Annotated in this window: 27 protein-coding genes; 7 read left to right on the forward strand and 20 right to left on the reverse strand. The window is 56.4% G+C overall.

Translation table 11 applies throughout. The annotated features are described in order from the left end of the window. The first annotated feature begins 10 nt into the window (after positions 1 to 10). The 6 genes from MNODULE_RS22245 to MNODULE_RS22270 all read left to right on the forward strand — a co-directional run bounded on the left by MNODULE_RS22245 (position 11) and on the right by MNODULE_RS22270 (position 9,006). On the forward strand, positions 11 to 1,540 hold the full coding sequence (locus tag MNODULE_RS22245) for a CheR family methyltransferase (RefSeq protein WP_168063398.1): 1,530 nt from the start codon (positions 11 to 13) through the stop codon (positions 1,538 to 1,540). After that, positions 1,537 to 2,175, forward strand: coding sequence for a chemotaxis protein CheW (locus MNODULE_RS22250; RefSeq protein ID WP_168063399.1), 639 nt, complete (start codon positions 1,537 to 1,539; stop codon positions 2,173 to 2,175). Before MNODULE_RS22245 ends, MNODULE_RS22250 begins: the two co-directional genes overlap by 4 nt. 94 nt (positions 2,176 to 2,269) lie before the next feature. Beyond that, complete coding sequence (locus tag MNODULE_RS22255) at positions 2,270 to 3,730, forward strand: HAMP domain-containing methyl-accepting chemotaxis protein (protein ID WP_168063400.1); 1,461 nt, start codon at positions 2,270 to 2,272, stop codon at positions 3,728 to 3,730. 64 nt (positions 3,731 to 3,794) lie between these two features. Next, positions 3,795 to 6,065, forward strand: a complete 2,271-nt coding sequence (locus MNODULE_RS22260) for a hybrid sensor histidine kinase/response regulator (protein ID WP_168063401.1) — start codon at positions 3,795 to 3,797, stop codon at positions 6,063 to 6,065. A gap of 45 nt (positions 6,066 to 6,110) precedes the next feature. Continuing rightward, on the forward strand, positions 6,111 to 7,163 hold the full coding sequence (gene cheB / locus MNODULE_RS22265) for a chemotaxis-specific protein-glutamate methyltransferase CheB (protein WP_168063402.1): 1,053 nt from the start codon (positions 6,111 to 6,113) through the stop codon (positions 7,161 to 7,163). 67 nt (positions 7,164 to 7,230) lie between these two features. Beyond that, the gene (locus MNODULE_RS22270; protein ID WP_168063403.1) at positions 7,231 to 9,006 is read left to right on the forward strand and encodes a response regulator; all 1,776 of its coding nucleotides are present in this window, start codon (positions 7,231 to 7,233) and stop codon (positions 9,004 to 9,006) included. Positions 9,007 to 9,114: 108 nt separating this feature from the next. Here MNODULE_RS22270 and MNODULE_RS22275 read toward each other — a convergent pair whose 3' ends face one another. The 8 genes from MNODULE_RS22275 to MNODULE_RS22310 all read right to left on the reverse strand — a co-directional run bounded on the left by MNODULE_RS22275 (position 9,115) and on the right by MNODULE_RS22310 (position 14,460). After that, positions 9,115 to 9,462 carry a type II toxin-antitoxin system RelE/ParE family toxin gene (locus MNODULE_RS22275; RefSeq protein ID WP_168063404.1) on the reverse strand — a complete coding sequence of 116 codons (348 nt, stop codon included), beginning with the start codon at positions 9,460 to 9,462 and terminating at the stop codon, positions 9,115 to 9,117. Then, positions 9,455 to 9,733: a type II toxin-antitoxin system Phd/YefM family antitoxin gene (locus MNODULE_RS22280; protein ID WP_168063405.1), complete on the reverse strand. Its 279-nt coding sequence runs from the start codon at positions 9,731 to 9,733 to the stop codon at positions 9,455 to 9,457. Before MNODULE_RS22280 ends, MNODULE_RS22275 begins: the two co-directional genes overlap by 8 nt. Before the next feature lie 148 nt (positions 9,734 to 9,881). Then, positions 9,882 to 11,150: an ISNCY family transposase gene (locus MNODULE_RS22285; RefSeq protein ID WP_168063406.1), complete on the reverse strand. Its 1,269-nt coding sequence runs from the start codon at positions 11,148 to 11,150 to the stop codon at positions 9,882 to 9,884. A 449-nt stretch (positions 11,151 to 11,599) separates the two neighbouring features. Next, positions 11,600 to 11,827, reverse strand: a complete 228-nt coding sequence (locus MNODULE_RS22290; protein ID WP_168063407.1) for a hypothetical protein — start codon at positions 11,825 to 11,827, stop codon at positions 11,600 to 11,602. A gap of 45 nt (positions 11,828 to 11,872) precedes the next feature. After that, positions 11,873 to 12,877, reverse strand: coding sequence for an SPFH domain-containing protein (locus MNODULE_RS22295; RefSeq protein ID WP_181071182.1), 1,005 nt, complete (start codon positions 12,875 to 12,877; stop codon positions 11,873 to 11,875). Next, positions 12,870 to 13,334 (reverse strand): NfeD family protein, encoded by a 465-nt coding sequence (locus tag MNODULE_RS22300; protein ID WP_168063409.1) that lies wholly within the window; start codon positions 13,332 to 13,334, stop codon positions 12,870 to 12,872. The genes MNODULE_RS22295 and MNODULE_RS22300 overlap by 8 nt, the downstream gene beginning before the upstream one ends. 26 nt (positions 13,335 to 13,360) lie before the next feature. Continuing rightward, complete coding sequence (locus MNODULE_RS22305; protein ID WP_168063410.1) at positions 13,361 to 13,864, reverse strand: hypothetical protein; 504 nt, start codon at positions 13,862 to 13,864, stop codon at positions 13,361 to 13,363. A gap of 53 nt (positions 13,865 to 13,917) precedes the next feature. Then, entirely contained in the window at positions 13,918 to 14,460 is a 543-nt protein-coding gene (locus MNODULE_RS22310; protein WP_202882323.1) for a lytic transglycosylase domain-containing protein, read from the reverse strand. 100 nt (positions 14,461 to 14,560) lie between these two features. On the opposite strand from MNODULE_RS22310, the gene MNODULE_RS22315 reads away from it, so the two are divergent. Next, positions 14,561 to 14,764, forward strand: a complete 204-nt coding sequence (locus tag MNODULE_RS22315; RefSeq protein WP_168063411.1) for a hypothetical protein — start codon at positions 14,561 to 14,563, stop codon at positions 14,762 to 14,764. Between the two features lie 32 nt (positions 14,765 to 14,796). Here MNODULE_RS22315 and MNODULE_RS22320 read toward each other — a convergent pair whose 3' ends face one another. Genes MNODULE_RS22320 through traL form a run of 12 tightly spaced genes read right to left on the reverse strand, consistent with a single transcriptional unit; the run spans position 14,797 to position 25,701 of the window. Then, a complete protein-coding gene (locus MNODULE_RS22320) occupies positions 14,797 to 18,192 on the reverse strand; it encodes a conjugal transfer protein TraG N-terminal domain-containing protein (RefSeq protein ID WP_168063412.1) in 3,396 nt (1,131 codons plus the stop codon). After that, positions 18,192 to 18,518, reverse strand: a complete 327-nt coding sequence (locus MNODULE_RS22325) for a disulfide isomerase DsbC N-terminal domain-containing protein (RefSeq protein ID WP_168063413.1) — start codon at positions 18,516 to 18,518, stop codon at positions 18,192 to 18,194. Before MNODULE_RS22325 ends, MNODULE_RS22320 begins: the two co-directional genes overlap by 1 nt. Then, positions 18,502 to 19,014 carry an OmpA family protein gene (locus tag MNODULE_RS22330; protein ID WP_168063414.1) on the reverse strand — a complete coding sequence of 171 codons (513 nt, stop codon included), beginning with the start codon at positions 19,012 to 19,014 and terminating at the stop codon, positions 18,502 to 18,504. Before MNODULE_RS22330 ends, MNODULE_RS22325 begins: the two co-directional genes overlap by 17 nt. Before the next feature lie 31 nt (positions 19,015 to 19,045). Continuing rightward, on the reverse strand, positions 19,046 to 19,552 hold the full coding sequence (locus MNODULE_RS22335) for a S26 family signal peptidase (RefSeq protein WP_168063415.1): 507 nt from the start codon (positions 19,550 to 19,552) through the stop codon (positions 19,046 to 19,048). Further along, positions 19,515 to 19,826, reverse strand: a complete 312-nt coding sequence (locus tag MNODULE_RS22340; RefSeq protein ID WP_168063416.1) for a hypothetical protein — start codon at positions 19,824 to 19,826, stop codon at positions 19,515 to 19,517. The genes MNODULE_RS22335 and MNODULE_RS22340 overlap by 38 nt, the downstream gene beginning before the upstream one ends. After that, a complete protein-coding gene (locus MNODULE_RS22345) occupies positions 19,823 to 22,306 on the reverse strand; it encodes a TraC family protein (RefSeq protein WP_168063417.1) in 2,484 nt (827 codons plus the stop codon). Before MNODULE_RS22345 ends, MNODULE_RS22340 begins: the two co-directional genes overlap by 4 nt. An 18-nt stretch (positions 22,307 to 22,324) precedes the next feature. After that, positions 22,325 to 22,702 (reverse strand): TraV family lipoprotein, encoded by a 378-nt coding sequence (locus MNODULE_RS22350; protein WP_168063418.1) that lies wholly within the window; start codon positions 22,700 to 22,702, stop codon positions 22,325 to 22,327. Continuing rightward, positions 22,699 to 22,905, reverse strand: coding sequence for a hypothetical protein (locus tag MNODULE_RS22355; protein WP_168063419.1), 207 nt, complete (start codon positions 22,903 to 22,905; stop codon positions 22,699 to 22,701). The genes MNODULE_RS22350 and MNODULE_RS22355 overlap by 4 nt, the downstream gene beginning before the upstream one ends. After that, positions 22,902 to 24,062 carry a TrbI/VirB10 family protein gene (locus MNODULE_RS22360; RefSeq protein ID WP_168063420.1) on the reverse strand — a complete coding sequence of 387 codons (1,161 nt, stop codon included), beginning with the start codon at positions 24,060 to 24,062 and terminating at the stop codon, positions 22,902 to 22,904. Before MNODULE_RS22360 ends, MNODULE_RS22355 begins: the two co-directional genes overlap by 4 nt. Before the next feature lie 4 nt (positions 24,063 to 24,066). Continuing rightward, positions 24,067 to 24,828 carry a TraK domain-containing protein gene (locus tag MNODULE_RS22365; RefSeq protein ID WP_168063421.1) on the reverse strand — a complete coding sequence of 254 codons (762 nt, stop codon included), beginning with the start codon at positions 24,826 to 24,828 and terminating at the stop codon, positions 24,067 to 24,069. Position 24,829: 1 nt separating this feature from the next. Beyond that, complete coding sequence (locus MNODULE_RS22370; RefSeq protein WP_168063422.1) at positions 24,830 to 25,381, reverse strand: TraE/TraK family type IV conjugative transfer system protein; 552 nt, start codon at positions 25,379 to 25,381, stop codon at positions 24,830 to 24,832. Between the two features lie 41 nt (positions 25,382 to 25,422). Next, positions 25,423 to 25,701 (reverse strand): type IV conjugative transfer system protein TraL, encoded by a 279-nt coding sequence (gene traL / locus MNODULE_RS22375; RefSeq protein ID WP_168063423.1) that lies wholly within the window; start codon positions 25,699 to 25,701, stop codon positions 25,423 to 25,425. Positions 25,702 to 25,708: the final 7 nt, after the last annotated feature.

Genomic DNA, 25,708 nt, shown 5'->3' on the forward strand with positions numbered 1-25,708 from the left:
ATTGGAAAGAATGGACATCGGGCCCTTAGACATCGAGCTCTCTCGTCTCAGCGACTTTATCGCTTCTCGCCTAGGCTTGCGCTTTCCAAGAGAACGCTGGCGCGACCTCGAAAGGGGAATCGGCTCCGCCGCCCGTGATCTGGGCTTTCGGGATATCGGATCGTGTATCCAATGGCTCCTCTCCTCCCCGTTGACCCAACGCCAGACCGAGATTTTAGCAAGCCACCTTACCGTCGGAGAGACTTACTTCTTCCGGGAGAAAAGAAGTCTCGCGGTCCTGGAGGAATCGATCTTTCCCGAGTTCATACGCGCGCGCCACATAGCGGAGCGATCCTTAAGGATCTGGAGCGCGGGATGCTGCACGGGTGAAGAGCCCTACTCCATCGCGATTCTGCTCGATAAGTTAATTCCCGATCTGCAGAATTGGAACATTACAATCCTGGCGACCGACATTAATCCCCGGTTTCTTCAAAAAGCCTCCGAAGGGCTGTATACCGAATGGTCCTTTCGCGATAGCCCCTCCTGGATTAAGGAGCGGTATTTTGAAAGAAAAAAGGGGGATCGTTTTGAGATCTCTCCAGAGATCAAGAAGAGGGTTACATTCTCCTATCTGAATCTGGCCGAAGATGTCTATCCGTCGCTGACGAACAATACCAACGCGATGGATGTCATCTTCTGCCGGAACGTCCTGATGTATTTTGCTCCGGAGCGTACGAAGAAGGTCGTCGATCGTTTTTACCGCTCTCTGATTGACGGCGGGTGGTTGATCGTCAGCCCCAGCGAGACTTCACAGGCGCTTTTTGCACAGTATGCAACCGTCAATTTACCCGACGTAATTCTTTATCAGAAGGAGAGCGATCTGTTGAGGACGACTCCATCGGCGGAAGCGTTCCCGGCGATACCGGTTGAAGCGCCGAGGAGTTCATTTCATCCACCGGTTCATTTCCTTCCGGAGCCTGCGGCGGAGGTTGTCCTCGCTCAAGAAACGGGAATTTTTCTTCCATTAGAAGATCAGAAACAGAGGACGGCGGAGACCCGGCCGGATTCTTATGCAGAGGCCGCGGCGCTGTACGACCAGGGGCGTTATCCGGAGGCGTCTGAAAAAATTGCCGGGCTGCTTAAAGATCATCCGGATAACGCGAAGGCGATGACTCTCTTGGCCCGGGTCTACGCCAATCAAGGCAACCTTGCTGAGGCGCTCCAGTGGTGTCAAAGAGCGATTGCTGCAGACAAACTGTCTGCGGAGGGCCATTATCTACTGGCCACTGTCCTCCAAGAGCAAGGTCACATTGCGGACGCGGTCCTCTCACTGAAGCGGGCGCTTTACCTTGACCCCGACTTTGCATTGGCGCATTTTGCCTTGGGAAATATGACCCGACAGCAAGGCAATTTCAAAGCGTCGGAAAAACATTATGCGAACGCCCTCTCGCTTTTGAATGCGCGCCGGTCGGAAGAGGTCCTGCTGGCGTCCGAGGGAATGACGGCCGGGAGACTCGTGGAGATCATTCGATCGACGACGTTTAAGGAGACGGTCGCATGAAGAACCGGAAGATAACCCCGCGGCGAAATCAGACGACGCCTCTCGATTGGGACGAAGTCCGCCGCCGCATCAAAACTGCGCAATCGGCGCTTGAACAAAGATTGACACCGACGCCCGATGAACAGCGAGAAATCCTCAAAATCCGGGCCAGGGCGCTGGCCCAGGAGCCCGGAGCGAAGAAAGCCGCCGAAGCGGATCTCGATGTCGTAGCGTTTTTGTTGGCTGATGAGAAGTATGGCATCCAAGCATCCTATGTTCGTGAGGTCTATCCGTTGAAAGATCTCACGCCGCTGCCGGGGACGCCGCCGTTTGTCCTTGGGATGATCAATCTCCGCGGGCGGATCCTCTCGGTCATTGACATCAAGAAGTTCTTTGATCTTCCGAAGAAAGGGTTGACCGATCTGAACAAGGTCATCATCATTTACTCGGATAAAATGGAGTTTGGTATTCTTGCGGACGGTATTTTGGGTGTGCGCGGCATTCCGCTTGGCGACATTCAGCCGCCGCTCCCGACGCTGACGGGCATTCGGGAGGAATATCTGAAAGGGGTCACGGCGGAACGGATCGTGATTTTGGACGCGGAGAAGCTCTTATCGCACCCTGCAATCCTTGTGCATGAAGAAATGGAAACATAAGCCGGGAGAAATAGAAAATGCTTCAATTCTCGCCAGATCTCCGGCGGACCGTAGGAGCGGTCGGCTGTTCAGTTGAAAAAGGAGGGGTTAAACCATGACGATCGGAAAAAAGATCATCGGCGGCTACGCAGTGGTGTTGGTGATCCTGGTGATTGTGACAGCAACCGCGTTTTATTCCCTCAGCGTCATTGAAGAAGCCTACACTAACTTTATCGATGTAGAAGCGCAGGCGATTCTCGCCGCCACGACGCTTCAGCTGGAAGCGAGAAACCAGACGGCTCAGTATCGTGGGCTCCTCCTTTTTCCTGAAGACCAAAGTCGGTTTTTGAACGACCTGCGAGACAGTTCAGGACAGTTTAACGCGCTGGTTGAGGGTTTACGAAAACTCTCTGTGTCTGAAGACGGGCGGCGTCTTATCGAAGAGATCGCAGGAATCCAAAAGAAATTGAGAGAGGCGCAGGAAAGGGGTGTTACTCTGGTCCAGCAAGGAAAACGAAGCGAGGCGGTTGCTTTGAGCGATAAAGAAACGCTTTCCCTGTCTGTCGAATTGCGGGAAAAGTCCGGCCAGTATATTGAACTTCAGCAGAAACGACTCGCCGACGGACGCGCCGATATTTCAAGAACACTGGGTCGTTCCACATTTTTGCTGATGACTGCGTCGCTCCTTGCTCTGATTTCCGGCCTGACGATCGGCGTTCTTCTTACGCGATCGATCACGCGACAACTGCGTGAGGCGATCGCGCAACTCTCTTCTTCCTCGGCGGAGATCTTGGCGATGACGACGCAGGTGGCGGCGGGTGCGGCGGAGACGGCGACGGCGATCAGCGAGACGACCACGACCGTGGAGGAGGTGAAGCAGACGGCTCAGGTGGCCAGCCAGAAGGCGAAGTATGTCTCCGAGACGGCGCAGAAGGCGTCGCAGAGCTCTCAGACCGGTCGCAGATCGGTGGAGGGGTCGATCGAGGGGATGGGCCGAATTCGGGAGCAGACGGAGTCAATCGCGGAGAGCATCGTGCGGCTGTCCGAGCAGAGCCAGGCGATCGGGGAGATCATCGCGACAGTGAGCGATCTGGCGGAGCAGTCGAATCTTCTGGCGGTGAATGCCTCGATCGAGGCGGCGAAGGCGGGGGAGCAGGGGAAGGGCTTTGCGGTGGTGGCGCAGGAGGTGCGGAGTCTGGCGGAGCAGTCGAAGCAGGCGACGGCCCAGATACGGACGATCCTAAGCGACATCCAGAAGGCGACGAGCGGGGCGGTGATGGCGACGGAGCAGGGGAGCAAGGCCGTGGAGGCGGGGGTGGCGCAATCGACGGAGGCGGGGGAATCGATCCGGGTGCTGGCGGAGAGCATCGTGGAGGCGGCGCAGGCGTCGACGCAGATTGCGGCATCGAGCCAGCAGCAGTTGGTGGGGATGGATCAGGTGGCGATGGCGATGGAGAACATCAAGCAGGCGAGCACGCAGAACGTGGCCAGCACGAAGCAGGCGGAGACCGCGGCGCAGGGTCTCCACGAGTTGGGACAAAAGCTCAAGCACCTTTTGGAGCGGCAACAGGTTTAAGATCGCAGGGCCAGCGCTTTGGGTACGAATTGGCACCGAATCCGGAACCGAATGGAAGGTTGTCATGCCTAAAAAGGATGAGGACTTTTTAAAAAGACTTCTGGAGACGTTTAAGGTCGAAGCACAGGAACACTTAAGTGCCCTATCGTCCGGTCTGCTTGAATTGGAGAAATCGCCGGATCGGGTCAGACGGACAGCGCTCGTCGAGATGGTTTTTCGGGAGGCGCACAGCCTGAAAGGGGCCGCCCGGTCGGTCAACGCGGCGGAGGTAGAGGCCGTGTGCCAAGCCATGGAAAATGTCCTGGCCGGTTTGAAACGGGACGACATCGCTCCATCGCCGGAGTTGTTCGATCTGCTCCACCAGGCGGTGAATGGCCTTGAAGGACTTCTCGCCGCGCCGGAATCGGGCCGAATCGATGTGAAGTTAAAGGTGCAAACGCTGATCCGGCAGATGGAGAGCGCGTTGAGGTTGGCGCCGCCTGCCTTCCAGAAAGAGATTCCCAAACCAACCGAAAGCAACCTGCAGGTTGCACCCGAGAACCGCTCCTTCACCGAAACGATTCGGATTCCCGCGGCGAAGTTAGACGCGGTTTTGCTTCAGGCGGAAGAGCTGCTTTCGGCAAAACTGACGACGAGTCAGCGCGCCGGTGAATTGCGAGAGATCCGCGCCCTGCTATCGGCCCGAAAAAAGGAGCGGGCGAAAATCGATCCTATTTTTAGAGCCATCCAGCCGTCGGCCGAAAAGAAGGGCCCGCGAAACGGCGCGGCCCCGCCGGACCCGAAAATCATGAAGCTCCTTGAATTTCAGCAACAGGACGTCGTCCTGATGCAATCGCTTGAAAACAAACTCGCCGAATTGATCCTATCGACCGACCGCGATCAACGGTCGCTGGCCGGGATGGTGGATAACCTTCTCGATGACGCGAAGAAGATTTTGATGTTTCCTTTCTCCTCCCTCCTGGAAATCTTTCCGAAGCTGGTTCGCGATCTCTCTCGGGATCGGGGCAAAGAGGTGGAATTGATCATTCGCGGGGACGAGATTGAAATCGATCGGCGGGTTTTAGACGAAGTCAAGGACCCGCTCATTCATTTAGTGAGAAACGGGATCGATCACGGCATTGAAAAGCCGTCGGAGCGGGAACAAAAACGCAAATCACCTCGAGGAACGATCACCATCGCCGTCTTGCAAAGAGACGGCGGCAAGGTGGAGGTTCTGGTCACCGACGACGGCGCCGGGATTGACGGTGAGAAGGTCAAACCGGCCGCTCAAAAACTCGGCCTTGTTTCTCCGGAAGAAGCCGGGCGCCTCAGCGAGCAGGAAATTGCGGGACTCATTTTCCAGTCCGGACTCTCCACGAGCGCCATCGTTACCGATCTCTCCGGCCGCGGCTTGGGCCTGGCGATCGTCCAGGAGAAGGTCGAGAAGCTCGGCGGGGTGGTGACGGTGGAAACGAATCCGGGGGTCGGGACGACGTTCCGGATGGTTCTTCCATTGACGCTCGCCACGTTTCGAGGAATTCTGATCCGTGTGGAGGAGCACCTCTTTGTTCTTCCCTCGACCCATGTCGATCGGGTGGGGAGGGTCGGCAGAGGGGAGATCAAAACGGTAGAAAACCGGGAGACCATTCGGCTGGATGGACAAGCGGTTTCGCTGGTACGAATGAAAGATGTGCTCGGTCTTTCCGGAAAGAAGGCCGTCGCCGAATCGACCGACAACGTCCGGATTGTCGTCCTCGGTTCGGCCGGAAAGCGGATCGCATTTTGGGTAGATGAAATTCTCTCCGAGCAGGAGGTGCTGGTCAAGGGGCTCGGCAGGCAGCTTTCCCGCGTGCGGAACATCGCCGGGTCCACCATCCTGGGGACAGGCAAGGTGGTGGCGATCCTGAATGCGCACGATCTGATGAAATCGGCGGTCAAGCGATCCGCCTCCCCGGCGGGAGCCGCGGCGACTCCGGAAGAGGTCAAGGAGAGAAGGAAATCGATTTTGGTGGCGGAGGATTCGATTACCTCCCGGATGTTGGTGAAAAACATTTTAGAGGCGGCGGGATACGACGTCAAAACGGCCGTGGACGGCTTGGAGGCGTTTACAACGCTCAAGACGGAACCATTTGATCTGCTGTTGTCGGACGTGGAAATGCCGAGGATGAGCGGGTTTGAGCTGACAGCGAAGATTCGGGCCGATATCAAGCTCTCGGAGCTGCCCGTTGTGCTGGTGACGGCCCTCGAATCGCGTGAGGACCGGGAACGCGGGATTGATGTTGGCGCCAGCGCGTATATTGTGAAGAGCAGCTTTGACCAGAGTAATTTGTTGGACGTCGTTCGACGGCTTATTTGAGCGGCCGATCGGTGGGCGTGACAAGATCCTAAACCGGAGTGATCGGTGATCAATGTGCTGGTGGTGGAAGATTCCCGCGTTGTGCGTGAGTTCCTGATTCATCTTCTCGGTTCCGATCCGAACATTCGGGTGATCGGGGCGGTGGCCGATGGGGAGGAGGCCCTTGAGGCCGTCGCGCGTGAAAGGCCCGATGTGGTTACGATGGACATTCATATGCCGAAGATGGATGGCCTGGAGGCAACCCGCCGGATTATGGAGACAAATCCGGTGCCGATCGTAATCGTGAGCGGGAGCGGGGATCCCAAAGAGGTCGCAACGACTTTCCGCGCCATGGAAGCGGGCGCGCTGGCCGTTCTGCCGAGACCGGTGGGGATGAACCATCCCGAATATGAGGCGATGGCGAGAGAATTGGTGCAGACCGTCAAACTCATGTCCGAGGTAAAGGTCGTCAGGCGATGGGCGCGGATTCAGCGGAATGGGGCGATTGTAAGCGCCGTTCGTGCCCCCCCCCTGCCCAAACAATCCTTGGCGGAAATCAAGCTCGTCGCCATCGGCGCTTCGACCGGTGGACCGCTGGCGCTTCAAACCATTCTATCCGCGCTTTCAAACCGCTTTCCGGTTCCCGTTTTGATCGTTCAGCACATGGTGGCCGATTTTATTCCCGGTTTTGTCGAATGGTTGGATCAAACTTGCTCTCTTCCGGTCCGTGTGGCCGCGCATGGCGAATCTATTCTTCCCGGTCATGCCTATATGGCCCCCGGCGGATACCAGATGAAAGTAGAAACGGGACAGAAGATCTCGCTGACCAGGGATCTGCCCGAGAACGGTCATCGCCCGTCGGTGTCCTCTCTCTTCCGCTCGGTTGCACAGGTCTTCGGAAGCCGCGCCGTCGGCGTGCTGCTCACCGGTATGGGGAAAGACGGCGCCGAAGAATTGCGGTTGATGAAAGACCAAGGAGCAATGACATTCGCGCAGGATGAAGAAAGTTCGGTGGTTCATGGAATGCCGGGGGAAGCGATCAGGCTTGGCGGGGCGGCCTATGTGCTCCCCCCCGATAAAATCGCCGCCGCGCTGACCAGTTTGGCAAATAAGAAATGAGTCGACGCGAGATCGGGAACCCGGGCGCTCAGCCGGCTCTGCTCTTGTTCCTAAAGGAGAATTGAGAATGCCGTCCCCAAAAGAAATCAAGAACAGTGGTATCGAGATCCTGATTGCCGAGGACAGTCCGACGCAGGCCGAAGCGCTGAAACTCATCCTCGAGCGACACGGTTACCAAGTGACGATCGCGGCCAACGGCCGAAAGGCGGTTGCCGCGGTTTACGAACGGAAGCCGGCGGTCATCATCAGCGATATTATGATGCCTGAAATGGATGGATATGCCTTCTGTAAGGCGGTCAAATCCGACGAGCGGATTAAAGACATCCCGGTGATCCTGGTGACGACGCTGACCGATCCGAGAGACATCGTCAAGGGATTGGAATGCGGCGCCGACAATTTCATTCGTAAACCGTATGACGAGAAGTACCTGTTGTCGCGGATCGACTGTCTCCTCATGAACCGGGAGCTGCGCAAAAGTGAAAAGGTGCGGTTCGGGATGGAGATCAGTCTCATGGGCCAACGGCATAATATCACCTCGGAACGGCAGCAGATTCTCGATCTGCTCATTTCGACCTACGAGCAAGCGGTCCATATCAACGAGGAGCTGGAGGCCCGGCAGAAGGAGCTCGCGCATTCAAGCCAAGTGCTCCACGGCTTGTACCGCATCGCTGAGGGTCTCAACCGGTGTACGAGTGAGCAGGAAGTGGCCGATAAGGCGTTGGAGCGTGCAATGGAATTGCCCGGCGTTCAAGCGGGATGGTTCTCTCTTCGGGACGGGGTGTCCGGTTTCCATGTCGCCGCGGTCCGAGGCGTGCCTCCTTCGCTGGAGCTTCCCGGTGCCATGGAAGGAGATTGCCTCTGTCGCCGAAAACTCCTCTCCCACGATCTGGGCCACGTGACGAACATTCTCGAATGCGAGCGGCTCCAGAAGGTGAAAGACGATCTGCATGGGTTGCGCGGCCATGCCAGCATTCCTTTGAATATCGGCGACCAGACGTTAGGGGTGATGAACTTGGCGGGACCGGATCGGGGATTGTTTGACGACGACGATCTGAAAGTATTGTACAGCGTCGGGAATCAAGTTGCCATCGCGCTGGAGCGGGCGCGGCTGCATGCGCGGGTCCTCGACCGCACCGCGCAATTAGAGGCGGCGAATAAAGAACTGGAAGCCTTCTCCTACTCGGTATCGCACGATCTAAGGGCGCCGCTGCGCCATATCAGCGGATTCGCTGAAATGCTCAAAGAGAACCAAGGGGCGGCGTCGGACGAAGAGAGCCAACGCTGCATCAACACCATCATGAATTCGTCAAAGAAAATGGAGCGATTGATCGACGATCTGCTGGCCTTCTCACGGATGGCGAAGACCGAGATGCATCTCGAAAAAGTAAATCTGGATCAACTCGTCCAAGAAGTGATCAAAGATTTACAACCGGAGATCGAGCGCCGCGAGATCGCCTGGGTAATCGGTCCCCTGCCGGACGTGGAGGGAGATGGGGCGATGTTGCGGCAGGTCTGGGTCAATCTAATCGGCAATGCGGTGAAGTATACCGGGACCCGCGTGAAAGCCGAGATTGAGATCGGCAGCCGGCCGGCGGGGCAGGAGCCGCTTTTTTTTGTTCGAGACAATGGGGTGGGATTTGACCCGCAGTATGCCGACAAGCTCTTCGGCGTGTTCCAGAGGCTGCACCGATCGGACGAGTTTGAGGGAACCGGGATTGGACTGGCCAACGTCCGTCGGATCGTCCACCGCCATGGAGGCCGGACCTGGGCCGAGGGAAGGGTGAACGGCGGCGCGGTCTTTTATTTTTCCTTGCTCAGCAGAGACAGGCATTCCCTTGAGTGAGCCGAACCGATAGGGGGCGTTGAGGATTCAGAGAATAAATAGAAAAGTGGAAGCCTGTGAGTGTAAAACGGGAACGATGAAAGCAGGTCTCGGGACGAATCCGATGCTTTATTTATCATCGTCGGGACGCGCTCCTTCAGGCGATGAGGGCTTTGGGAAAGTAAAGGATCTCGCACCGTGACGCACGGTAAGGATCTGGACCGCTGATTTTCCGGGTAAGATCCTGTAAATAATGCGGTAGTTCTCTACGATCAACTCGCGGAGACCAGAGGAAGGAAATTCCGGTACGAAGCGGCCTGATTTCGGAAACCGAGCCAGGCGGGAAACCTTTGTTTTGATCTGTTTGACGAGCTTTCTGGCTGCGGTAGGATTGTCGGCTTGGATATACTGCGCAATTTCCAATAAGCTCTGAAGCGCAGGATTCGTCCAGGCAATGGCGTAAGGCCGCTTAGCCATTTAGCAGCGAATCCAGTCGCCGCATCGCATCCTTGTGCGAGACCACTTCGCCTCGCTCGGCCGCCTGAAGCCCTCGGACGATTGCCTCCAGCAGTTCCAAGCGCTCGAGTCGATCCTCATACTCCTTCATATCCTCAACAACTGCGGCGGACCGGCCCCTCTGTGTCAGGATCAGTGGACGGCGCGTTTTTTTAATCTTCTCAAGCAGCTCAGCCGCATTGGTGCGAAAATCGGTTACGGGAATGATATCCTCAGTCAGTTTTGCTTTCATTCAAATATTTCCTTTAAAAAGTCTTTCTCTAGTACTTCTGAATATCCTTAAAAATACCTCAAAATTCAAGTAAAGTCAATCTAATACCAAACTGGTGTCAAGCCAAAGTAGAAATGTCCTCTTTCTACCAAAATAGAAATGTCCGGTTTTAGGTGGGTGGGGTGGGCACTCTTTTTTCTGCCCGACCGAACTGAAACTTCCTCCACGGATGCTCCGAGCAAGGCGTGCTGCTCTTGGGGGTTTGGCTCCTGTTGGCAGGGGGCTGCACTTTGACCGGTCGGGTGAGAATCTCTGAGTAGCGAAGACTCCTGCCTTGATGCATCAGATGCAACGAGCCGTCCAGTCGCTCTTCGATGCAGAGCCTCTCTGCCCGGATATTCTCCTGAATCTGATACAGCTTGCCTTCATAGCAGAGCGTCCAATCCTTCCTCAGTACCCGCTCGCTCTTAATGCAGAGAATCCGATCCAACTCTCTTGCTGGGGGAGCCGTCCGATGCAGGTCTGCCGCCTTGGCGGGGGCAACCTCGAATCGCTTGTTGTAGATCAGAAGATACTTCTCTAAGAAGCGATTTGCCTCTTCAATGCTGGCGATCTTCTCTAGCCGCATCTCCTTAATCAGCCGGTCCTGAAAGGTGCGAAAGAGCCGCTCAATTCTCCCTTTGGCCTGCGGGGAGTCCGCATGGATGACTTCGACCCCCAATTCAGCAAGACTTCTCTGAAATTGGCTCATCGGCTTACTATCCAATAGCTGCTCTTCTTCGGTCTGCTTGGCAGTCGATTTGTAGCTCGAGTGCTTGTCGAGGTAGATCCCCAAGGGAACCCCATACTGCCGGATGTAGCGCCGAAAGCTGTCCATGGCAGGGTAGGTGCCTTCGTACTCATAGAAGCGGGCATACACGCGGCTGGTGGCATCGTCGATGTAGGCCATCAGCACACAGTGCGGGCCTCTGCCTTCCAGCCAATCGTGATGCGAGCCGTCCATCTGCAACAGCTCCCCCCATTGCGCTCTTCTCTGTCTCCATCGCCGATGCGGCCGCCTCTTCCTGCTCGGATAGACAACTCCTTCTGCTGCCAGCCACAGTCGCAGCGTCTCATCGCTGATGGCAATCTTATCTCGCTCAGAGAGCTTCTCGGCCGCAAGCGTCGGCCCAAAGCCCGCATACTGCTCGCTGTAGAGCACCAAGATCTTCTCTTTGCGCTTAGGCGCAATCCGACGGTTCGAGGGCCTGCCTCGGCTGCGATGACACAGCCCCCGCTCCCCTTCCTCTGACAGCCGCTTCTCAAGCCTGCGGATCTGCCGCACGCTTAACCCCAGATGCTCCGCCGCTTGCTGCTGCGTCAGTTGCTTCTCAATCACCTGCTCGATAATATGCAGCCGTCTGGCTTCCTTGCTCCTCATCACCAAAATATCCTCCAAAGCTCCCCTGCCTCCTCCTTAAAAAAAGAAAACAGTGTAGCTCACATGAGGACATTTCTACTTTGGTAAAAGCGGACATTATCACTTTGGGATTACATCTAATACCAAACTGGTAGTTCGAGGCATGGAATAGGCAATGTCGCATAACAAACATTATGTAAAGCATTATAATTAGGTAATCTCTTAGTTCCTTGACTCCGCTACTCACCTTTTCTGCAAGAAGTCTCAACGAAAAAAATGGGCAACGAACGGGCTCATCTCGCGCTTGGCGAGCGGCAATGCGGAGTTCATATATATGAACTCCATCCGCTCAGGCCAATCGTTATCTGTTTTCTTCATCACCTACTCCAATCTCTCTCCAGGCTCGATATATCGATTTTGGAACACTCGAGGGTCGGCACGATCCGAATTTTTTCCCGAGATATTCGGCCTATAAAGTTTCGCTTTCGCTAGGATCTCAGGTCGATCGGTTGAATATCGACCTTTACATTTGAATTCAAGAAATACCGAATCCCGTCCCGCATCACATCTTTGATGGGACACTTTTTCCGATCCGCAACGATCGTTAAGAGCGCTTGCTCGGTCGGGGCGAAATCTTCCAGGGAAACCGCGTGTGAATCGGCGGATACCCTCCGCCTACCGCTTCGCTTGCGGATTAAAGCTGTGTCCTCTGCCATGATTGCTTTCTCCTTATCGAGTAAGTGCGATTGATCGGCTTGCCGTTAGGGTTGTTCCACCTTCCTCTTGCTTCCGTTCAAGAGCTCCCGGATTCCACCCAGGGCCGATAGGATGCCGGTGGCTTCGTAAGGAACCATGATGAGCTTGCTCTTCTCCCCTCCGAGGATCGTCTTCGAGGCTTCCAGGTATCGCATGGCGATGAGATACTGGATGGCATTTTGGTCCGGCGATTCCTTGGTCGCATTGATGATTTGCGCGATTGCCTTCGCTTCTCCTTCTGCCGCCTTCTGGCGGGCCTCGGCTTCCCCCTCCGCGATGAGAACCTGAGATTCTTTAAATCCTTCGGCTTTGGTAATCTCCGCGGTCTTGATCCCCTCTGCCTCGAGAATCCTGGATTGCTTCATTCCCTCCGATTCGAGGACCGCGGCGCGCTTGGCTCGCTCCGCACGCATTTGCGCCTCCATCGCATCCCGGATACTCGCGGGAGGGATGATGTCTTGTAGTTCAACGCGATTGACCTTGATTCCCCACTTTCCTGTCACATCGTCGAGGGTAGTCCTGAGCTTTTTATTGATCTGATCGCGTGAAGAGAGCGTTGCGTCTAAATCCAGCTCTCCGATCAAGTTTCTGAGCGTCGTCTGTGTTAGTTTTTCAATCGCATCCGGCAGATTCGCGATCTCATAGACCGTCTTTACAGGATCTGTGATCTGAAAATAGAGAACCGCATTAATGTCGATCTGGACATTATCTTTGGTGATCACCGCCTGTTTTGGAAAATCATAGACGGTCTCCCTCAGATCGATCCGGCTGATCCGTTCTTTTTTGATGATCGTTCTTCCATCGATATCGGTGACGGCATAGCGCCAGTCGATCTCCCGCGGCTTGTCAAGCAAAGGGATGATAAAGTTGATTCCGGATTTAAGATCTCGATGATAGGAGCCGAGGCGTTCAATCACAATCGTCTCCGCCTGTTGCACGATCCTCATGCCGAGAACCGCAATAAGAAGGAGAAATCCGGCAACCAGGATAAAGAGAGCGACGCTAGCCATTTTGGACTCCATTTAAATGGGCTTTCTTTACGGTCAATTCAGTTCCTTGGACATGGATTACCTCGATCACTTCATTGAGCTCTATCGGCGCATTCTTTTCCGAGATCGCTTTCCAGTCATCACCTCCGACAAGCACCCGCCCGCGGCCGATCTCCGGGTCGATTCGTTCACATACTCTTCCCTTTTGGCCGATTAAAGCTTCGGCGTTCGTTTTTTGGCGGCCGGCAGGAAGATAGAAATATTTCTCCACGATCGGCTTGACCGTGTAGAGGAACGCAGCTGAGACGATAAAGAACGTGAAACTCTGCGCGGCAAAACCAAGTTCCAACCCGGCTGCGAGCGCGGCGGCGAGGCAGCCGACCCCGGCGCCGGCGAGTGCGAACCCGGCCGTGAATATTTCGGCGGCCAGAAGGAGTATTCCCGCGATGAACCAGATCTGCCAAGGTGCGAAATCCATTTCTGCTCACAATTTGCTGGCGCCGGCTATCCCAGATGAATTTCGATCGACTTGCTATCGCACAGCATCGCCGCATTCTCATCGAAGATGCACGCCCTGCCGATCGCCAGGAGATTCCCCGTCCGGCTGATCTCTTTTGACTCTGTGGGGCTGTCACTGCAGGTAAGGCTCGCCGACTCACTGGAATCCCGCCCACCGTATTCACAGACCCGGAGCGCCATGCCCTCGCTCTGACAACTGGCGTGCAGCGGGCAATTCAGGCTAAATACCCGCGTTTGATCGGAGAGTGCGAGGGCGTCTTCGCCCACGTGTAACTCAAAGGTATACAGTCCGCTCGGGCTCGAGTACGATACATCCCACCCCACCTGAATCTGTTTTCCGTCATCGATGATCGCGGGGCTGATCGAGAGCTCTTTCAGATTCACGAAGGAGTCTGACCGGCGCTCGCCCTCCCGCTGCAAGCCACAGGCTGCCAGGAAAAATGTCCCGATCATCACCATTCCGAGAAGAGATCTGGGGCATCTCTTCATCCTGCTTCTCCGCCGATCCGATCGAGCAAACAACCGCTCTTGGGGTATATCCGCTAACGACTTGCCGACCGAGAATCCATCTCCACCATGGAACGAAGCATCCGGTATATGAACCGTTCGTATTTCCTTCTCTTCTGATCGCTTCGCGCGTTATAACAACCAACTGCGGTCCAGTTGTAGCCGTATTGCGTAATGCATCCTGAGAGAATCCAGGCGCCCACCTTTACGTTCTGGCACGGATTGCTGAGCGATTTCCAAATACTCTCACCCAGATGGTCCGCCCATGACGAGTTGATCTGCATCAGCCCGTAGTCATAGGTCCCGTTTGCATTCCGGTTGATCGCTTCGGGGTCCAGCCGCGATTCATGGCGGGCGATCGCCTCGAGTAGCTTCGGAGAGATCGCGAACATCCGGCCCGCTTCGTCGAAGCAGAATGCCTCCACATTTTTGGACGAGACGAGAAAGAGAAGTAGAATCGCCGCCGTGAAGAACCGCCGCGAGGCCCGCCTGCGTCTGAGGGTATCTGCGCGGGGTGTTGTCTCCGAGAGAATCGGCCGCCCGAGGCCATTTTGCATCGTTCGTTTTGACTTTCTCATCTGCACTTGCTACCCTATTTACATAGGAAAGAGTCGAGATGATTCTGATCGCCCATCTTAAGCCCGAGAGGGTGAATCGAATTTCGGAGCGTGCTCATCCATGAAGACCCTCCTTTTGATTCTTGCCGCCATCATCGTCTACGTCCTCTCAAGCCTCTTCCGTTCGCGAAGCGGAAGCCGCGTGATCTCCCGCCTCGAAGAGGAGGAAGAATACCTCGATGATCTTGGTCGGCGCCGAGAGGCGGAAGAGCACGATCCCTCCATCCCCGGCAGTACGGCCTGGTTTACGCACGACACAGACTGACCGCCTCCGATCAAAAAAATCTTCAACCCCCATCATCTGCTCCGGTCACTTTGCTTCTCGCTTCCGCCTTCTTGGCTCTCCTGTCGATGCATCCAGCCGTCAACATAGCTGGCGACGGTGGAGAGGACGCTCAGCGCGCTCTGTTTTAAATCTTTTGCCTCTTCGACCTTCTGGTAAAGCGGCCGGGTGAATTCTCCGGCCCTTCGCGCGATCAACTCAAATGCTCGCGAATCAGACAACCCCTTCTCCTCCGCCTCCGAGACCGCGTCTTTTAAAACACGGCTATAGGCGGCGCCGACCAGATTGACGGTTTCAACCGTGCGATAATCAAGGCCGGCCGCGCCTTTAGGCCGGATCGGCATGGCGAAGTCCCCGGGAGCCCTCACATCGACGGCGCCCCCCGCATGCATCGAATCTGTCTGGAAATGCTGCATGAGGACCTTCCAGTCGTTGACCAAGCCGCTGACCGTCCCGGCGACCGCCGCGTCATATTGGAACCGATCGAATCTTTCGGGATTCGACTGGTGCTGACCCTGCTCCCAGACCTTCTTCGCCAGTTTTGGATTGTCGGTGAGCGCCATCTGCAGGGCGTTTTGTAATAAGAAGCCGGCGCCGATGATCTCCTGCTCAAGATCCTTATGAAGATGCTCGCGCCCGCTCGCGCTGCTGACAAAGTCTTTCGATGCGATGGAGCCGCCGCTGGCGACCGCAAGATCGCCTGGCATCGTCCCTTGGCTGGGGTAGTGACCCTCCACGCGGGCCGATCTTCCCTGATCGGCGATATTTCTTAACCCTTCGACGATGTTCGGAAGGATTCCGCGCTCCTCCAGAACATTCGCCAAGCTCTTGAGCTGCTCCGGCTTAAAAGTCCCCGTGAGCGTCATTCCCTCTTCCATGGACGCTTTTGCGACGTCAAGCCCGACCCGCCGGATGTCCCCCTGACTGTCCTGGAGCATGTTGGTTCGAATGGCGCCAGGAGAAGCGGGTTCGTCCGGACCGAGATTGAATTCAGCCAGGGCGGCACCTCGATCGGCACTGAAGACAAAGGTTCCGTCCCCATTGCTCTTCGGTCCAGGAAGGATCGCATAGTCTTTAAGGCTTCCGACCAAACTCATCCGCATGCCGTTGGAGATCCCTTCGATTTGGACCGTCCCGCCTCGAACGGAAACGGTGCCGCTGCTGAATTCAAAACTCCCCTGCTGCGTGTCAACCACCAGCCCCTTCCGGGGGTCGATCTCCTGATACGAGACACGCTCCTGGATCGCCTGCTCACCGCGATAGAGGGAGGCGGCTACAAGCGCCCCCGAAGGGCTGAATTGATACTCAAACTTCATGCCGGGCGCGATCGCCTGCGCCACCCGCGTCATGCCGGCCGCTTCCGCGTCGGACTTTAGCGCGCCGACGTTCTCTTCATCGGTAATCCCCGTCTTCCTGAGAACGCCGCCTTTATACTCTTCGGAGCCTTGGCTATCGGTTGTGGAGGCCTCCACGATGCGGCCGCCCGAAATGGTCATTCTTCTCTCGCGCCCGTTCTCATACCCCTGAATCGACCCGCTCACAATCTGCTCCGCCCCATCGCCGTCTTTCGCTACGATCAAATCGGAAGCGGCGCTAAACACGCCGCCGTTTTCCGAGCGGAACGTGCTCCCTTTCTCGTAAACCGCCGACTCTCCGTTGTCTGTTTTCTGACCCCGCATGACTCCCACTCGGCCCTGGAAGCCGCTTTGGAAATCACGCGCGAATCCCTCTCCGACAGGGGTGGCGGCGCTGATCGAGGAGGTCTGAATGGGGCTGCTGAATGAGCCTGTCTGTTGCGCGTAGCTGTGTGCGGCGCGTGTTGAATCCCAGGTGTTGCTTCCGGCGGAGAACCGCGCGGCGCTGCCGGTTCCGAGGTAGCTTGAATAATCCTGCCTGTTTGCTTTCGCCGAGTTGTAATGGAGGTTTCCGTATGAGGCGCTCCCCGCGGCCATCTCCCCCGCGGGTCCTCCCGCCTGGCCGCCGATCGAGCCCGCCGCCGCGCCGCTGATCGCGGAGAGGGCGACGAATGAAAAACCCCCGGCGACAAACGCGGCCATGGTTGGAATCATCCAGTAGAGAGAGCCGGCCATGTTCACATAGTCGAGCAGACTGCTGTCGACGATCTCTTTGGACCGGATGATGTAGTTCCCTCCGGCCGAGACCGTGAGAAAATGGCTTGCCTTCACATTGATGATCAGATTGAGGATTACATCCCCCAACTGCCAGAGGGAGAGCCACAGAAGGGTGAAGAGAAAACCGAGAGCGACCTTCCCCATCATCGGCGTGAGAAGAAGCAGAATGAGGAGCGGGATGAATGTGACGAGAATGACCGTTAAGATCCCTTTCAACACCGGAATGTATTTCGAGCCGAGGATGCCGGTCAACGCGAGGTTCTGGCGGACCGTCTCCTCCGCTTTTCCGCTCCCATAGCCGAGCTGGGTTGCGGAGATGCCGTGCGCGGCCGCCCAGCTGGCATACCCTTCTCTTAGGTGATTCATCGAGATCGACTGCAGAAGGAAGCCTTCTCCGGTGGCGGTGTAATTCAGAAAATAAGGAGATGCGACACCGATAACATTCGACAGCTGCAGCGAAGAATACCCGCCCAACGAGGCGCCGGCGTATGGAAGGCCGGTGTCGGTGATATAGGTGCTCAGCCGCCCGGTGAGCTGCGTGTACGCATTGAGGCAATGATCGACGGCGCCGTTGGTATTCGCGCTGTCATAGAGGAGGGTGGTTCGAGCCGGGTTCGTGTTTCCGAGATCTTCCCAGAGGGTGCCGGAGGAGACCAGCGCGCCCTCGTTTTTGGTCCCATCCAAAACGTCCGGAACGACGCAGTCGACGACATACGCGTTGATCGAGAGGTAGAGATAAGGGTCGATGATCCGCTGCTGTCCCGCCTGAAGAAGCGCTCCGATCCCGGAGAAGAATCCGGAGTTCGTGTATTTTAGATCATCCGGGAGCGAGAAGACCGTCTCCATCCGCTCTCCCATGACTTTTTGCAGGAGCGAGAACCAGGCGATCGGCCGCGCGACGCCGATCGGGACCTCGGTGATGACCTGGTCGTAGGCCGCGTTCTGCCGATCAATAATGACGACATCGGTCTTGACGGCGGTAAACAGAGACCAGACCAGAATTTGCGCGATGTAGACCTTCGGAAGCATGAAAGGGTCCGCTCTGGTAAACAGGTTGCCGGAATAGGTGACGATCACGTACACCAGCGATAGCAGGGCGACGATTTTGAAGAGGCCGATGAAATCGCCCGTGCCGATCAGCCATTTCGTTCCGTTGAGGACCTGCGCGATAATATCGCCGTAGCCCCAGGTGTAGATCGTCTCATCCGCGAAGCTGGTTTCCGGAAGAAGAAGGAGTAGAGTCGCTGCAAGCGAGACTAACCGCAATGTTCGGTTCATCACGAAGATCCCTCACCGCCGGGCAACGCCGAGGCCTTTGAGAAAATCTCGTCGGGTGGGTAGAGCGTCCCCACGAGAAGATGCCCGGACTCCGGATAGAAGTAGACCGTATTCTCTTCCGTATCGACCTCAAACAGGCCCGGGATCGCGGTCGCCTTCACTTCTCTGAATCCAAACTGAGGATGGCGTCCGAGGAAAGCGCGCTCTACCTCGACGAGCGAGGGGCGACCGACCGGAGGGATAACGCACCCCTGGAAATCATCGGCCGCGCTGCATCCGACCAGCAGGGCGAGAAAACACCCGGCCAGCCTATTTCGACTCCCCATCGCAGATCCCCCTTTCCGAGACACACACCCGCCGGCACTTCCAGGCGGATTCTTCTTCCTCGTTGCAGCGCTCCGCGCCGGTACTCACGATGCGATCGATCACGACACCCCGGCGCAAGAGCATCGCCTCGGCCGCCTTCGCCCGCCGGCGCGAGAGGGCGCGATTCTGATCCGCCGATCCCTCCGGCGAGGCCATTCCGATTAAAGTCACCCGATCTCCCTGGGTGAATAGATCGAGCTTAACGCGCTCGTCGGCGCGGACTTCAGCGGACTGACGATCAAAGTAGAGAACGACTTCTTTTGTCCGCGCCGTCTCCGTCCTCTCGTCGGAAGAAGCCTCGTTTGTCGCTTCGGGCGGAGCCAATCTGATCGCCACCGCCGGTCTTTTTAATAAAGGATGCAGGCTGATCGACTGGTGATGCTCGACGAGGACATGCTGCTCGACATGTAGATAATGTTCGATGCCCGTACCTGGTACGTCGAATCCAAAGACCATGCTTTCCCCCCCCTTTTTTAGGAACAGGTTTCTAAATAATCGGCCGCATCCGGTGAACGATGAATTTCTCATCGACCAAACCGTAATAGCGGCTGTCATAGCTCATCGGATGCGACGCCAAGACGAAATACGATTTCTCCGGGATCGTTCCGTCGTATGTCATGATCCGCAAGGGCCGGCCTGCGCTGTCTTTGAATTGCGCTCTGGCGATTTCCCTCCCATTACAGTAGAAGACCCCCTCTTCGACCCGAAGATAATCCCCCCCTCGGCAGGCGACCTGCTTTATCAAAAATCGAACATGCTCCACATATCGGTTCTGAAAGAAGACCCTCAATTCGACATACTCTCCCGTCCGGTAGTTGCTTCCGGGCGGAGATTCAATCCAGATCCGCCAGGGAAATGAGCGATCTTTGGTCGCCACGATCTTGTAAGGCAGCCGCTCGTAGACGACGGGAAGAGCCGCGAAAACAATCAGAGCGGCGAGAAAGACCGCGCTGATCTTAATTTTTCTGCTCAAAGCGGGCTGTGATATCTTCATGTTTTCCCAACACGCATTGTTTGATGAAGACGAGCGGCTCTTCTTGAAGATCCCGCTCAAGCTGTCCGAGGAACGCCTTCTGGCGCGCGAGCGCTTCATCAAAGGTGATCTCTCCGTCTTTGGCCAGCTTCACCCATTTCGCCTTCTGATGATCGATCAGCGCCACGGTATCGACGACGCGGATCTTTATTAATGCGTGCTTCGTCACCCAGAGCGTCGCGATGTTCGAGAAGATGATCAGAACGACAATGAGGCTCCAGCCGTACCATTTCATTTGAGCGCCTCCTCGATTTCACGCACGGCTTCCGTGAAAGTTCGGCCCGCGGCGACAAGCTGTTTGATCTTGTGGCGCACCTCATCGTCGGTGAAGAACATCGCTTTCAAGAAGGAATCGAGAACCACCCTCCCTTTGGTCCGGATCCCCTCCGCGCAGATCAGAACCTCGCTGAACTCCCCTCGCACGAGTTTCACGCTGTCCATGAGGGATTCCTCATAAGGGGTGAAGGAGAACTGATTGCTCTTCTTTAAGGCTTGGCGCGAAGTGGCCTGCTGCAGGGTAAAGAGCTGCCAGGCGCTATTCTGGACCACCACGCGCCCCGCGCGGGAGAGACCATCGGCTCCTTGGAAGTCTTCATATCCCTGGGTGCCGAGCATGATCGCCGCCCCGTGTTTTCCGAACCGGCGGTAGGCCTGCTCGATGAAGAGGTCGATCCGGGGGGTGCCGAGGAATTTGTGGGCCTCATCGATGATCACGATGTCGCCGGCATATTTGTGCGACTCGACGCGATAGATCTCCCGAGAGATGTGAAACGTCATCAGCATCAGCGCCGGATCCCGAAGCTCCGGGATGTTCTCCAGCGTATCGTTCTCCATCACGACGAGCGGCGACGTGAAGCGTATCTTCGACTCCCGATTGAAGAAAGCGCCGTACTGACCCTTGGAGCGATAGGGCTTCAGCGTGGTGATGAAATCGCGGACCCGGTTGTCATGGCTGACCTTCTCGAGCATCTCGCAGGTGCTGTCGATGTCGCTCTCCTGCGCGTATTTCTGAAAGCTCTCCTGGATGGCGTCCGCCAGATGCGACGAAATCAGCTTCTCCAGCTGCTCGTTTAACACCCGCTCTTTCGGGGAGCCCATCAGAAAATAGAAATCGCAGAGGAATTTCAGATACTCGTTGAGCATCGCGGCATCAAGGATGGTGGTGAATGGGTTCATGCTCTTGGCGCGATCCAGGCGCTGCTCGAAGAACTCGCCGTCAAAGATGTGGGCGAGGCGCTCGTAGGAGCGTCCGATATCGACGATCCAGCAGCGATAATTCGCGAGGAGGTACTTGGCCGAGGTGAGCTGCAGCAACACGCTCTTTCCGGAGCGTGTGGTGCCGACGACGTAAGCGTTGAATCCCCCGCGGGGGCTTGAAAACAGATCCCATCCCATCAATCCGCCCCGGGGGGAGGTCAGTAGGACCTGGGGCTTTGTACCGCTCCAGTCGGCTGAGATCGGCGCTAATGTCGCGACGTTTTCCTCGAAAACGACACGACCTCGATTGAGAAATCCCGCCGTCGTGGCATCGTATCCGAACGGGAGATTCGAAAGCAGAACCGGCAGGTGAATGTAGAGGTCCTCTTCCAGTCGGAATCCCAGCCCCCTGAAATAGCTTGTGAACGATCCGGCGGCGGTGTTCAAGTGATTGGGATCTTTTGCGAAGATCATCAAGGAGAGGTTCACGCGGTAGCATCTTCCCCCCTTCTCGATCCTCTCTTTGGCGGGCTGCAGGTCCATATGTTTGAATTTCAGCCGGGGAAAGAGGGCGTACGGATATTTTTGGGAGAGCACCATCGACGCATTCGAGTCGATCCGCCGCATCTCGTTATCGGTGAGCTTGATGGCGTTCAGCACGATCAGAAAGGGGTGGTCGTGATTCTGGTCGGTGAATATATTCCCCGTATAATCGAGAACCTGGCCGAGCGACCACGCTTCCGGGTACTCCTTGACGTTGAGCGACTTGACGCAGATATCATCGACGCTGACATATTCCCTGTCGCGAACCACTTCCGTGTCGTTCGCGATGCACATGTCGGAGATGCGGGCGCCGTCCCACTTCGGCTTATGACGCATGTCGTGCCTCCCGTTCAGGAGGGGATAGACAAAACCGATCAAGCCGTTCGGATCAAGCGGCGCCGGATTGAGAAACGCGCCCTTCAACGCTCCGGTGAACTTATCCTTCAGATCGCAGGCCTCCTTATAGCGCGTCTCATCGGAGAGCGGAGTATGGCCGTTCGCGTGCTTCTTCCCGAAGATCGCTCTCAGAAATTGATCAAACAGGGTGTGTTCTTTCTCTTTGCCGCCGATCTTCACCGTGATGACCAGACGGAACGTTCGAAGCGGCGCGGTAAAGTGCTTGGAGATCTTCGACCAGGACGCTCTTTCCAGAAAGGATTTGTAATTCTCAACGACCTCCCCGCAGAGGCCGTCACGGCGTGTCTTCAGTTGCAACCAGCGGTCGATGATCGGAGTAGAGTCGGGCGAGGAGAAAAGAATGAACTGAACCGCGGCCCCTCCGGGGATACAGGCCAGCGTGGAGAGCAGTCCCTTGTAGACTTTGTCGTCAACCACCGGAAGCGGAGTGCATTCGACGGCGAATCCGAGCCCGCCGTCTGAGAGAATATACATCCCATGCCCCGTGTAATCTTGATACGGCAGAAAATCCGCGAGGTCCTTTCGGGCGAGTAAATGTTTATACTGTGTCGCGTTCATCGCACGCTTCCTATCGGTTCACTTCCCTAGCCGGGCCGGCTTCGCGCTCTCCAGTGGCTTGAGCTCTTTGATCTCGGGCCGGCGCTTCGAGAGCACCTGGTTATCCAATATCCAACGGCCCTCATCCTCTGTGATGAATTTGTACTTATCGCCGTTAAAGCCCCCGCCGCGATCGACATAAGGGAGAATATGAATGCGCAACACGGTCGGGGGCACCCGCAGCGGTGTCGGCGGCGCCTGCAGCAGCTTCGCCATCGCTTCCTCGCGCTCGCTGTCATATACACTTTTTGCAGCTGGTTTTTGGTCGGTCTCATGATCGAGCGTTTTTATTTTCGGCTTCGCGCTCGCGCAAGAAGCCAGTAAAAAGACGCTGACGACGATCGCTGTCATTTTCATTTTGCCTCTTTCTCCTTCGAGAGATGTTTCGGATGCCGCGCCGGACGCTCATCCAGGGTATATTCATAGACTTCCGACATCGAGGCGCAAACGCCTTCGTCGACCCCTTTCCGACAGTTCGCCTCCTCTTCGTACGGCAGCAGCACCTTGCTGCAGCCGCCGAAGAGAAAGCAGATCGATAAGACGAGCGCGGTTGTCTTCATTGGAGCACCTCCTGTTCGAAATCAAGTCCGCTGATAAACACCACATCGACCTCACGGCCCGCCGCGACTTCAATGACGGGAAAAGTGTCGTTGACGAGCTTCATGTAGAAGTCGGCGAGCTTCTCCGCGGCGCTGGCCGAGCCCGCGAAGAGGCCGGCCTGAAGCGCCTTGCCCGAATCGATGGTCGAGACGGTGCCGGTCGGCTGAATCGAGACGATCGTGGCTTGCTGTTCATAAATCCCCGCCAGTCCGTCGAGGAAGCCGGCCACCAAGGTCCGGGCCAGGAGCGCCCCCTGCTTGCTGTAGACCCGGCCTAAAAGACCGTCTTTTCCGTCCTCGCCCGCGACATAGCCATCGACCTCCTTTTCGATTCGCCTTCCGCTCGGCGTGAGGCAGGAGAGGACCTTGGTTTGGAAATACACCCTCTCCCCGGAGAGATCCGCTCTTGCAAAGCCTCCGACGAAGCACTCGCGCAGATCGGCGCTCCCCCTGTTCGGAAGGACCGTTTTCCCCGTCAACTTCAGCAGCGCGGGTCGCGGGTCTCCTTTTGCGTTCTGCTTGGTCGGCGCATCCACCCCTGAGATCAGAAGCGCTTTTGTGAAGGACCAGGCGGGAATGCCGACGCTCGCGGGCTTTTCCGGCTTTTTGTCATCCGTTTTCTTCTCTTCGAATTTCGGCCGCTCCGAAGCGATCAGTCCCGTGAGGAGCCGCTTGCTCGGTTTGCTGGGCGCCTGGATCCCCGCCGTGCGGGCCGGTGATGGAGGCGGCACCATCGGAGCACCCGTCACCGGCGGTCGCGGCGCCAACTGGTCCAGGGCCGGTAGAGGACCGGCCGCGGCGTCTTCCGGTTCAGGCGATTTAAAAGAGAACCGAGGCCCGCCTGAAGAGCGCGATACTTTCTCATTCGAGATCTCCTTCTGGAGATTCTTTACCGTCTGCTCCAGATCGGTGATCCGATCGCCCACCGTCTTGTTGAAGCTCTCCTCCGAGAGTTTTCTCTCATCGACCACTCTTACCGGCGGCCCGGCGGAGCGGCCCGGCTCCGCGGTTCCGGTAAAGATCATCGGAAGCAGAAAGAGGATTGCGACCAGAACGATCAGAACCATCCCCAAAACGATATATTTTCGGTTTTTTTCTTTTTGGGAGTTTTCGATCATCGCGCTACTCTTTTCTCGTGACCACGATCATCCGAGAGGATTCGTTCTCGGAGAGCCGAGGTTTCACGATGGTGATGGCGAGCGGATTTTTAAGATACGGCACGAAGAGCGCGTCACTGATCTCCTCGATCGCCCGATTTGTCTTGATGAGATAGACCGAGACGATAAATTCAGCGCCTTTATATTGTGTGGTGAGCAGCAGGTCGAGCTCCTCGAAGCGCATCGCCACCTCCTCGACCTTCACCGGCTGATATCCGTCCGGTGGCTCCTCACGATAGGCGGCCCGAATCAGCCGCTCCAGGGTTTCCTCATACTCATTTCCTTTTTCAAATTGCCGCGCTTTCTCCTGATCGACAAGCGGAACCCGCAGCACCACCGTGGTGGTCTGCATCTCCTCTTTTGGAAGCAGAATGAGGGAGAACACTCTTCCCCCGCACTCCAGATAAAGATCCCGGGGCATGCTCGAATACGACAGGCTCATCTCGCCATCCGGACGGGTGATCTCCGAGGGGAGAAATTTGATATAGGCGTTCTTCCCTTCAAGGGTGACCTCCATCTCCTTCTCGGCCGAGTATTTCTTGCTGGTAAAAGGCTCAGGGCAGACCACGCGAATGAGTCCTCTTAGGGCGACCCCGACGTAGTGATAGCCGTCTCCTTCCACCGTCTGGATGCTCTCTTCGGCCGAGGCCGCCCCGACCGCGATGAGAAAGCATGCGACCGCGGTCGCGATCGGAATTCCCAAGGAGCGAAGGATCGTTTGATTCATCTTAGTCCGCCTCGATTTTGGTTACGAGAAATCGTCCGTTTCGGACGATGAAATAAAATGCGATCCGCTTGGTTTCCTCCGGCGGCTTATAAATATTCCCGATGATCCGGCGCAATGCGCCTTCAACCACAATCGTGCCTTTTTGTTCGGAAATCATGTATTTCATCGGGTAGAAGATCTGATAGGTGTCGGTCTCCTCGATCACCTTCGCCTGCCGGTTGAGCTCTTCGCGGATGATCTTCACCAATCCGGGGTCGGTCGTAAGATACGGGAGAATCATGTCGAAGGACTGTCGTGCGTTCGCGGGACTGACCGATAAGAGCCGATCGGCCAAAAACGCGGATGTCTGCTCAAGATACGATCGGGAGACACGGTCCCCCGCGACCTGATATTCCCGCTCGAAGCTGGGCGGGGTCACCGTGACCGCTTTGTTCGTATACAGCCGGTAGAAGGCGAAGCTCATCACCGTCAAGGCAAGCGCCATCGCCAGGCTCATGACGCTGAGAATATAGTTCTCCTTCCCTAGTTTCGTCCATTCGTTATACCAAGACATTTTCCGCCCCTTCGATTGATGAACCGGCTCGTTTGTCCCGATCACCGGATGAACTGCACAATCCAAAACTCCGGAATCCGGGCCGGAATCCCATACAGCCCGTATGAGTAGAGCAGGTGCCAGACGAACCCCGGCTGCTTGTTTTCTTTGGCTCGGGTATAGGCTTTCAGGAAGAGAAAGCCGATGCCCGCTCCGATGATCGGGTGCTCCGTGAGAATGCCGACCAAGGGCCCCCCGGCGAGGAATAGCAGCTCATCCAGCTCCCACCAGAGTATCTGCGGCATCGCGTCCAGATATTTCGGGATATAATGCGGATCCATCGGGAAT

Origin of the sequence: Candidatus Manganitrophus noduliformans (assembly GCF_012184425.1) — a bacterium.
Taxonomy (GTDB): Bacteria; Nitrospirota; Nitrospiria; order SBBL01; family Manganitrophaceae; genus Manganitrophus; species Manganitrophus noduliformans.